This is a genomic window from Methylobacterium bullatum (assembly GCF_014845095.1).
In the GTDB taxonomy this organism is placed as follows: Bacteria; Pseudomonadota; Alphaproteobacteria; order Rhizobiales; family Beijerinckiaceae; genus Methylobacterium; species Methylobacterium bullatum.
Genome location: NZ_NKUG01000180.1, coordinates 1 through 8947 on the forward strand (window position 1 = coordinate 1; position 8947 = coordinate 8947).

The following is an 8947-nucleotide window of genomic DNA, read 5'->3' on the forward strand; positions in this document are numbered from 1 at the left end:
ATCGGGGAGAAGCGGTCTGGCCATGCCAAACCAACGCTGAAAGCAACGTTCGGTGCCGTTCTGTTAGGCGCTCTTAGTCACTGACGCGCAATCCCGGCGGCAGGCCTGGATCACACCGACCCGTCCCGATGCCGTGCCGCCTCCATTACCGCGAGGTAGATGCGGTCCGGCGCGAAGGGAGTCGCGGTGAGCCTCGCTCCCGTGGCATCGCGGATGGCGTTGGCGAGCGCTGGCGCGACGGGGTTGAACGGGCTCTCACTCATCGATTTGGCGCCGAGCGGACCGATGCCGTCATAGGTGTCCGCAAACAGGACGCGGGTGCGCGGCACGTCCGCGAAGGCGGGGATATGATAGTTGCGGAAGGTCTGTGTGACGACGCGACCCTCTCCGTCGATCCGCATTGCCTCGTACAGCGCCGCACCGATCGCCTGCACGACACCGCCCTCGACCTGGCCGCGGCACTGCATGGGGTTGAGAACGCGGCCGGCATCGGCGGCATGTACGCTGTCGAGGATGCGCACCTCCCCGCTCGACCGATGGACAGCGACCCGGAACCCCTGAACGTTGAAGGCGACGGAACGCGGCGAGCCATCGGCCTTCGCGGCGCGCTCGATTGGACCGCTCGAAACGAGTTCGGCGAAATCGATCTCGCCGTTGGGAGTCGAGACGCCATCTCGGTGCGGGCGGCATTCGGAGGGCGCCCCCCCTCCCCTCTCGGCGGCGACCTCGCGAAGGGCCTGGCCTAAGGCGAGGGCGGCCTTCAACGTCGCCTGTCCGGCCACCACGATGCCGGTGGATCCATAGGCCCCGGTATCGTGGCCGACGCGGTCGGTATCGCCGTGGCGCAGGGTGATGCGCTCAGGGCTCGTACCGAGCGCCGAGGCAGCAATCTGGGCAAGGACGGTGGTCGTTCCGTTGCCGAACTCGGCGGTGCCGACATCGAGGTGGTAGTGTCCATCGATTTGAAGCGCGATCCGCGCATCGGCGAAATGCCCGCGCGGCGGGATCGTGTCGATCATCGCCATCGCCATGCCCTTGCCGACGAGCCAGTCACCGGACGGAATCTCGGCGGGTCCGAGTTCGTCCATGGCGGATGAGACGAGATCGAGGCACTGGTCGAGCCCGTAGCTTCCGTACTGCACGTCATGGGGTTCGAGGCTGTTCGATACCATCGGGTCGCCCGGGCGCACGACGTTGCGGCGGCGCATCTCGAACGGATCCAGCCCGAGGCCGCGCGCCACTTCGTCCATGGCCGATTCCATCGCGAAGATGGTCTGGCTCAGGCCGTAACCCCGGAAGGCACCGCTCGGCAGGGTGTGCGTGTAGATCGCGTAGCCGTCGACGCGTTTGTTGGGACAGCGATAGACGCCGATCACCTCGTTGCAGCCGTGATGGATGACGCCGCCGGCATGGTTGCCATAGGCGCCGGTGTTGGAGACCACATGCAGTGCGATGGCCGTCAGGGTGCCGTCCTGGCGGGCGCCGATCTTGACCGTCACCCGCATCGGATGGCGGGTGGTGGTGGCGGTGAACTGCTCCTGCCGGGTCATTTCCCACTTCACCGGGCGACCGGTGGCGAGCACCGCCAAGGCCACCAGATCCTCGGTGAGCATCTCCTGCTTGCCGCCGAAGCCGCCGCCGACCCGGCCGCAGAGCACGCGCACGGCATCCCGCTCCAGGCCGAACAGGTTCGCCAGAGCGTCGCGGGTGAGGAACGGTGTCTGCGTGCTGGATCGGATGACGAGGCGTCCGTCCTCGTCGCGCCAGCCGACGGCCCCGTGGGTCTCGAGATGGGCGTGCTGGACCCGCTGGGAATCGTAGGCCGCCTCGTGGACGAGGTCAGCCTCGGCAAACCCCGTCGCGACGTCGCCGACCTCTCCATGCACCTCGGCGGCGAGGTTGGGATGGGAGAGGCGCGGCGGCGCATCCTCGCCGGGCTGGTCGGCGCCGTCATGAACCAAAGGCGAGCCCGGCCGCAGGGCCTCGTCCGGATCGAACACCGCGACGCGGATCTCGTAATCCACGGTCAGCGCCGCGCATCCGGCCTCGGCCGCAGCTTCGCTCGTCGCCACCACCGCCGCCACCCGCTGACCGACGAAGCGCAGGATCGGATCGAGCACCCGCGTATCCGGGGCGTCGTCGAGGGGATTCTCGTGCCGCCCGGTGGAGAACCGTCCGGCGGGAGCATCGTCGTGGGTGAAGACCGCCACCACACCCGGCACGGCCAGAGCTCCCGCCCGGTCGACCCGCAGGATGCGGGCATGGGCATGAGGCGAGCGCAAGACCTTGAGATGAAGCAGGTCCGGTACGGCCAGATCGAAGGTGAAGGCTGTACTGCCCGAGACGATCCGAGGCCCGGCAGGGGCCGGGATGCTGCGCCCGCACGGGTCGCCGCGCCCATCCTCCGGCCGTTCCACGCGCGCTATGCCCGCCACGGCGTCGGCGATGGCGCCGTAGCCGGTACAGCGACACAGATTACCCTTCAGGGCGGTGGCGAGATCGCCGATCTGCCCCTGGTCCAGAGCCGCTGCGGTCATGATCATGCCGGGGGTGCAGAACCCGCACTGGTAACCCTGGGCGCCGAGAAAGGCCGCCTGCATGGGATGAAGTGGCTGCGTGCCCCCCTCCCCCGGCCGACAGGGGCCGCCGAGGCCTTCGATGGTGGTGACGCTGCGCCCCTCGGCACGGAAGGCGGGCAGCAGGCAGCTATGCACCGGCTCCCCGTCGAGATGCACCGTGCAGGCGCCGCAATCCCCCGCATCGCAGCCCTTCTTCACCCCGAACCAGCCGAGCTCGCGCAGCATCGTGCGCAGGCATTGGCCCGGACGTGGGGACACATCCTGCTCGTGTCCGTTGACGTGCAGGATCATGCGCGGCCCTCGTTCTCGAACGCGCGCCGGATCTCTTCGGCGAGGGTGAAGGTCATGTGCCTGCGCCAATCCGGCGTGCCGTGAACGTCGTCATGATACAGGGCCACCGGAACCGCCTCGGTGATCGAGATGGCCAGGACCGCCGCATCGGGGAGCGTCGGGAACATCAGGCGCAGCGGGCGGCGCGTGGAGGCCGTGATCGTGAGCGCGAAGGCGCCGTTGGAATCCAGGGTGCCGATCAGCAGGGCGCCGGAGCGTCCGTTGGGGCTCAGGGAAACCTGGCGGAAGGTGGTCCGGCGCTTCAGCGCGGCCAGGGGAAGATCGATGCGCCGCAGGATTTCGCCGGGTGCCAGCGACGTGCATTGCGATCCGAGGACGAGATCGGTGATGGCGACCTCGCGCTCGGCTCCCTCCGGTGTCCAGACCAGGCAGGTTCCCTCCAGGGCGGTGGCGAGCGCGATCATCGGCGCGGCCGGCAGGGCGAGGCAGACGTTGCCGCCGACGGTGGCCATATTCCAGATCTTGAAGGATCCGAGCAGCGCCCGGCAGCATTGCGCGAAGAGGGGAGCGGCGCTCCACGATGCGGGCAGATCGAGCCGGAACAGCTCGGCGATGGTACAGGTCGCGGCGAGCGAAAGGCCCCGTTCGCTCACCTCATGAGCCTGCCAGCCGAGGCTCGAGAGATCGACGAGGCGGCGCAGGCGCGGCTGAGGCTCGGAGAACAGCCACGTCCCTCCGGCCAGCCAGGCATCGCCGTCCCGCCACCCGGAGAGGTCGGAGCGGTTCCGCGGCACGGCGACGGAGCCGATCGAGTTCAGGTCCATCGTTGGAATCCAGGGTCGAGCACGCGGCGAGATTGCCCGGTCGAGAGGGTGATGGGAAGCTCGCGGGCGAAGCGAGGGCACCCGTGCTTGGGGCAAAGTCAGAGGAGCAAAATCAGTGCCGCCCGGAATCGCATCTCGCGCGCTTCGGTCCGCCCCGCTAAGCTGCGGCGATGGAGCATGAAGCCGTCGCGAGTCTTCTGGCGAGCGCCCTCGGCGACCCGTTGACGACATGGAGCCTCGGCAGTTTCGGCGCCGTCGCGAGCTTTCTCCGCGAGCCGGAGGAGGTGGCGATGCCCTTGGCCGATGCCCGGATGGGTTTCGTCACGGCGCGGGGGGCCATCGCCCTAGACCCCGCCGCCCTGGTTCGTCCCGTGGCCTATGAGACCGGGTTCGCCTTCGGCTGGAACCATGCCCTGGCCCTGTGCCTGCCGCGCGATGCCTGCGCCATGGGACGACGGTCCGTCGTCACCGAACTCGGGCCGGATCGCGAGGCCGCCGGGATCGCGCATCGCGACCATATCCTGTTCGATCTGGGCCTGAACCTGCTGGCCGTGGATGTCTGCATCCGGACCGGCGACCCCGCCCTCATCGATCTCCTCCGCAGCCGAGCCGGGCGGGAAATCTTCAGTCCCGACAATACGATCGCGGCACAGCTCGTCGCGGCCGGCCCTCATCGCGTCTTCGTCACCCGGATCGGGCGGATCGAGGTGTTCACTCCGATCCGGGCCGATCCCAACTCCGGCTCTGTCGGTCCGCGGACGCACATCCTGCCGCACATCCTGCGTCTGGGACGGACCCACCCCGCCACGGCGCCGATCCCCTCCGGCTGGGTACCCTGCGGTGCGATTCATCCACCGCACCCGTGCAGGGATGGTGCGGGTAGAAGAATTTCCTTTCAGCGCGCGCGTCACGAGGCTTTCCAGGCGCTGCTCGCGCGCTGGGGCGACCCGGACCTGGTCGCGGCGAAGCACGCGGCGATCCGTGGGGAGGCCGTGGTCGGACGGTTCGCCAGGAGTGCGCGGCGGGCGGCCGAGGCACAGGAAGCGTGCCTGCGCAGCGAGGGCTAGGGACTCGTCCCGGCGAGCTTCACGGCGAGGGCGGTCAGTGCGCCGTCGGGGCGGATCAACTCGTCGAGGATCGAGAAATGGTCGTGACCGGGCAGTTCGGCGACGATCGAGGCGTTGCCGGCGCACCGCCACGCGTCGTCGTAATCAGCGGAATGCCGCCGCAATTCGGGCAATTCGTTCGATCCGCACACGATGGCGAGGGGCTTATCCGAATGCGTCACCTGCCGGATCGGCGAGAGGGCTTCGATTTCCGCATCGGTCAGGTGCAGGCGGTCGTCGAGTTCGGTGTGCCGGATCGGCTCCAGATCGAACACGCCGCTGATGGCCAGGCCCGCATCGACCTCGGGCCACGCCATGGCGAGGGCCGCGAGATGCCCGCCGGCCGACCAGCCGGAGACGACGAGGCGACGGCGCCCCCTCCCCTCCTCCAGACCGCGCAGGAACACCAGCGCCGCCCGGATCTCGGCGGCGATCTCGGTGAGGCTGGCCTCCGGTGCCAGGGTATATCCCACCAATCCCACATCGAGACCGTGATGCAACGGTCCTTCGGCCATGCAGGCGAAATCCTGGCGCGTATTCCTGATCCAATAGCCGCCATGGATGAAGACGAGGAGCGGCGCATCCTCCGCCCCGCTCCGGAACAGGTCGATCCGGTTTCGCTCGGCCGGCCCATAGGGAAGGTCGAGCGCGTGGGGGTGGAGCGCGCGAAACGCGGCGCTCCGGGTCCGCCAGCCGGACAGTCGGGCGGCGCTGTCGGCGACGGCGCCGGTATTGTCGTAGGCGCGGGTCAGGGTCTTCCGGTCCATCCGGCGCCAGTCACCGGAGGGCGGCGTCGGTCCGCTCATGCGGCCACGGGGGCGTGGTGGCTGTGGAGCTGGGCCGACAGCATCCGGCGCACGTCGTTGAAGGCCGGGCTCGACAGGTCGCGGCGGCGGGCGAGGTCGATGGTGTGGATCGCGTCGATCCGGCCGGGGCTCGGGGACATGACCACCACCCGGTCGGCGAGGAAGATCGCCTCCTCGATGGCGTGGGTCACGAACAGCACCGTCAACCCGGTGCGGCTCCACAGGTCGAGGAGCTCGTCCTGCAGCCGCTCGCGGGTCATGGCGTCGAGCGCCCCGAAAGGCTCGTCCATGAGGACGATTTCGGCGTCGTTCGCCAGAACCCGCGCGATGGCGACCCGCTGCTTCATGCCGCCGGAGAGCTGGTGCGGATGGGCGTCGGCGAAGCGCTGCAGCCCGACGAGGGCGAGATAGCGCTCCACCGTGTCGCGGATTTCCGCCGCCGGCCGACCGCGCGATTTCGGGCCGAAGCCGATATTGTCCCGCACGGTGAGCCAGGGGAACAGGCCATAATCCTGAAACACCATGCCCCGGCTCGGGCCGGGGCCTTCGATGGGCTTGCCCCACATCAGAGCCTCGCCGGCGGTCGCCGTCTCGAAACCGGCCACGATGCGCAGCAGGGTGGACTTGCCGCAGCCCGAGGCGCCGAGCAGGCAGATGAACTCGCCCTTGGCCACGGTGAGGTTGGCCCCGCTGAGCGCCTGGACCGTGCGGCCCTGGACGGCGAAGGATTTCGACACGCCGCGGATGTCGAGGATCGGCACGGTGGGCTCAGCCATGGGAGGGGCTCCAGGCAAGAAGGCGCTGGCCGACCAGCATCACGGCCCGGTCGCAGACGAAGCCGGCGACGCCGATGACGATCATTCCGCAGATGACGATGTCGGTGCGCGAAAGTTGCCGCGCCTCCATGATGATGGCGCCCAGGCCGGTGGGAACGCCGGTCATCTCGCCGACGACGATCACCACCCAGGCGAAGCCGAGGCCGAGGCGCAACCCCGTGAAGATCGACGGCAGGGCCGCCGGCAGCACCACGCGGGCGAACTGCGCCGACCCCCGGCAACCGAGCATGGCGGCGGCCTCGAACAGGCGCGGCTCCACCGAGCGGACCCCGAAGATGGTGTTGACCAGGATCGGGTAGAATGCGCCGAGGAAGACGAGGAAATAGGCCGAGCGCGGGCCGAGGCCGAACAGGATCATAGCCAGCGGAAGCCAGGCGGTGACCGGCACCGGGCGCAGGATCTGCAGGGTCGGGTCGAGGATCTGACGCATGAGCGGCACCCGGCCGATGAGCAGGCCGAGGGGCACCGCCGCCAGGGCCGCGAGACCGAACCCGCCGAAGACGCGGGTGAGCGAGGCGACGAGATGCGTGAGCAGCGTGCCGCTGAAAGCGTCGCCCTCCAGTCCGCCGATGGCGAGATCCACCATCGCCGTCCAGACTTCCGCGGGCGGCGGGATCAGGCTGTAGGGCTTGCCCACCGTGAGCCAATGCCAGGCGATGCCCATGGCCACCGGAAGCGCGAGGGCGAGGAGGGGCTGACGCAGGCGCGCGAGGCTCGGCAACGCGCGGCGCGGCGCCTGCTCTGCCACCACAGGGGCGGAAACGGCCGGCGCGCTCACGAATCCCTCATCGCATCGACGAAGCGGGTGTCGATGAAAGTGGAGAAGTCGGGCAGGCGCTTGATCTGCCGGGCGGCCAGCATGTGCTCGGAATAGGCCTTGGCCTGTTTGACTTCAGTCTCTCCGAGCTTCCACTTGAACTCGACGTTCGGCACGGAGAGCTCGATCGCCTCCCGCTTCTGGCCGAGCTTCTGCACCGCCATCGCCACGGTGGCGTCGCGGTTGGCTTGCGCGAAATCCGAGCCCTTGCGGTGGATCTCCAGCATGGTCTTCACCACGTCGGGCCGCTCGGCGAGCGTGTCGCGATGGGCGCCGAACACCATGTTCAGGGAGCCCATCTCGGTGCCGTAGGGATACTCGACGAGTGTACCGATTCCCGTGGAGAGGCTGACGCCGGGGGCCGGTTCGGCGCCGACATAGGCGTCGACGTCGCCCCGCGCGAGGGCGATGTGCATCTCGCTGAAGGAGATGCGCACCGGCGTGATGTCCTTCACGCTCACGCCCTCCATCCGCATCCGTTCCAGAGCGAAGACCTCCTGGGTCGAGCCGGGCCAGATCGCCACGCGCTTGCCCTTGAGGTCGGCGACCTTCTCGATGCCCGACCCTGTCTTGGCGATGATGGCCATGCCGCGATTGCAGGTGGAGGCGATGACCACGATGGGCTCGCCGGCCGCCGCGCCCAGGGTGCCGGCGGCGATGCCGAACGTCCCGAAATCCACCGATTTCGTCACCACCGCGTTCTTGCACTCGGTGGGGCTCTCGAACGGGATCACCTCCACGGTGACGCCGGGCGGCGCGAACTGGGCGTAGAAATACGGCGCGATGGAATGGATCAGCTTCAGCGATCCCATTCGGATCACGGTGGGCGTCTCCGCCCGCAGGGCCGATGGCCCGACGAGGGCGCCGGCGCCGAGGCCGGCGAGGAAGGTGCGACGACGAATCATCTGAGCCGGCTCCGACATGATGTGAACCCGGACAGGGTATATCGGGAGGCTGTTGCAAACGAGTGCTGGTTATCGACTATGGTGTTGCGAAAATCGCAACACGCGGAGTAGTTGGTGACCGCGTCTTAGTGATCGTCCGCCGCGAGCATGTTTGAGTAGTTTATCCCAGGCCTGAACCTCATCCTGAGGTGCCGCGGAGCGGCCTCGAAGGAGCCCTCCAGGGATCGCTGCGGCATCTGGAGGCCTCCTTCGAGGCCCGCTGACGCGGGCACCTCAGGATGAGGTGGTCTGATGGGACCATCGACTTGAGCGCGAGTCGCGGCTGAGAACCCTGATCAAACAGGCGCCATGAAGCATTTGCGAACCCTCACCTACGTCTCCGAGGTGGCCCGGCGCGGCTCGATCCGCCGGGCGGCGGAGGCCCTGAACATCGCCCCCTCGGCGCTCACGCGGCAGATCCAGGATCTCGAATACGAGCTCGGCACGCCGATCTTCGAGCGGCTGGCGCAGGGCATGCGGCTCAACGCGGCCGGCGAGTTGCTGGTGCGCCATATCCGGGATCAGGTCGCGGACATGGAGCGCGTCCGCTCGCAGATCGCCGACCTGTCCGGCGTGCGGCGCGGCCATGTGGCGCTCGCCTGCAGCCAGGCCTTCGTGAACCAGATCGTGCCGGACGAGGTCCGGGCCTATCGCGCGCGGTATCCTCTCGTCTCGTTCACGGTCCAGGTGCGCGACCATGCCCAGGCGGTGGCGGCCCTCGTCTCCTTCGAGGCCGATCTCGCC

General features: G+C 68.7%; 8 protein-coding genes. 2 read left to right on the top strand and 6 right to left on the bottom strand.

The genetic code is table 11. The features are described 5' to 3' along the window. Positions 1-110: 110 nt before the first annotated feature. Both MBTS_RS20915 and MBTS_RS20920 read right to left on the bottom strand, forming a co-directional pair. Positions 111-2870, bottom strand: a complete 2760-nt coding sequence (locus MBTS_RS20915; RefSeq protein ID WP_147833260.1) for a molybdopterin-dependent oxidoreductase — start codon at positions 2868-2870, stop codon at positions 111-113. Continuing rightward, positions 2867-3694 carry an FAD binding domain-containing protein gene (locus MBTS_RS20920; protein WP_147833259.1) on the bottom strand — a complete coding sequence of 276 codons (828 nt, stop codon included), beginning with the start codon at positions 3692-3694 and terminating at the stop codon, positions 2867-2869. Before MBTS_RS20920 ends, MBTS_RS20915 begins: the two co-directional genes overlap by 4 nt. 170 nt (positions 3695-3864) lie before the next feature. On the opposite strand from MBTS_RS20920, the gene MBTS_RS20925 reads away from it, so the two are divergent. Next, a complete protein-coding gene (locus MBTS_RS20925; protein ID WP_192216391.1) occupies positions 3865-4761 on the top strand; it encodes a DUF6925 family protein in 897 nt (298 codons plus the stop codon). Here the strand turns inward: MBTS_RS20925 and MBTS_RS20930 are convergent. The 4 genes from MBTS_RS20930 to MBTS_RS20945 are packed head-to-tail and all read right to left on the bottom strand — an operon-like array spanning position 4758 to position 8164. Continuing rightward, positions 4758-5606, bottom strand: coding sequence for an alpha/beta hydrolase (locus tag MBTS_RS20930; protein ID WP_210322904.1), 849 nt, complete (start codon positions 5604-5606; stop codon positions 4758-4760). The two genes, MBTS_RS20925 and MBTS_RS20930, sit on opposite strands and share 4 nt — an antisense overlap. Continuing rightward, positions 5603-6382, bottom strand: a complete 780-nt coding sequence (locus MBTS_RS20935; protein ID WP_192216392.1) for an ABC transporter ATP-binding protein — start codon at positions 6380-6382, stop codon at positions 5603-5605. Before MBTS_RS20935 ends, MBTS_RS20930 begins: the two co-directional genes overlap by 4 nt. Beyond that, positions 6375-7220 carry an ABC transporter permease gene (locus tag MBTS_RS20940; protein WP_192216393.1) on the bottom strand — a complete coding sequence of 282 codons (846 nt, stop codon included), beginning with the start codon at positions 7218-7220 and terminating at the stop codon, positions 6375-6377. Before MBTS_RS20940 ends, MBTS_RS20935 begins: the two co-directional genes overlap by 8 nt. Continuing rightward, positions 7217-8164, bottom strand: coding sequence for an ABC transporter substrate-binding protein (locus MBTS_RS20945; RefSeq protein ID WP_192216394.1), 948 nt, complete (start codon positions 8162-8164; stop codon positions 7217-7219). Before MBTS_RS20945 ends, MBTS_RS20940 begins: the two co-directional genes overlap by 4 nt. Positions 8165-8512: 348 nt before the next feature. Here MBTS_RS20945 and MBTS_RS20950 point away from each other — a divergent pair. Then, positions 8513-8947: LysR family transcriptional regulator (locus MBTS_RS20950; RefSeq protein ID WP_192216395.1), on the top strand; the 435-nt coding region annotated here is incomplete at its 3' end.

Bases quoted from the DNA above. Each gene is read 5' to 3' on its own strand.
- MBTS_RS20915 (WP_147833260.1), bottom strand. From the start codon at position 2,870: ATGATCCTGCACGTCAACGGACACGAGCAGGATGTGTCCCCACGTCCG.
- MBTS_RS20920 (WP_147833259.1), bottom strand. From the start codon at position 3,694: ATGGACCTGAACTCGATCGGCTCCGTCGCCGTGCCGCGGAACCGCTCC.
- MBTS_RS20925 (WP_192216391.1), top strand. From the start codon at position 3,865: ATGGAGCATGAAGCCGTCGCGAGTCTTCTGGCGAGCGCCCTCGGCGAC.
- MBTS_RS20930 (WP_210322904.1), bottom strand. From the start codon at position 5,606: ATGAGCGGACCGACGCCGCCCTCCGGTGACTGGCGCCGGATGGACCGG.
- MBTS_RS20935 (WP_192216392.1), bottom strand. From the start codon at position 6,382: ATGGCTGAGCCCACCGTGCCGATCCTCGACATCCGCGGCGTGTCGAAA.
- MBTS_RS20945 (WP_192216394.1), bottom strand. From the start codon at position 8,164: ATGATTCGTCGTCGCACCTTCCTCGCCGGCCTCGGCGCCGGCGCCCTC.